Annotated in this window: 1 pseudogene; it reads left to right on the top strand. The window is 59.5% G+C overall.

Features of this window, described 5'->3' with window-relative positions:
• A pseudogene (locus EOC93_RS33850) lies at nucleotides 1-341 on the top strand (cytochrome-c oxidase); the annotation flags it as partial.

The raw sequence follows: 341 nt of genomic DNA, 5'->3' as shown, positions 1-341 counted from the left end.
GTGCTGTTTCACCTGCTGAGTCCATGGTGGTGGACGCCTATTGCCTCGAACTGGGGCTATATCGACAACACCATCAGCATCACCTTCTGGATCACCGGTGTCGTCTTCGCCGCCGTGGTTCTGTTCATGGCCTATTGCGTCTTCCGCTTCCGTCATCGGGAAGGGAATCGGGCTGCCTACGAACCGGAAAACAAGCGCCTCGAATCGTGGCTGACGATCGTCACCGCGGTCGGGGTTACGGCGTTGCTGGTTCCCGGCCTGTTCGTCTGGAGCCAGTTCGTCAACGTTCCCAGCGACGCAACCGTGGTCGAAGTCGTCGGCCAGCAGTGGCAGTGGAGTTT

This window comes from Mesorhizobium sp. M6A.T.Ce.TU.002.03.1.1, from assembly GCF_003997275.1.
Taxonomy (GTDB): Bacteria; Pseudomonadota; Alphaproteobacteria; order Rhizobiales; family Rhizobiaceae; genus Mesorhizobium; species Mesorhizobium mediterraneum.
The sequence above is the reverse complement of the archived record's forward strand: the minus strand, read 5'-3'. Positions and strand labels throughout refer to the sequence as shown.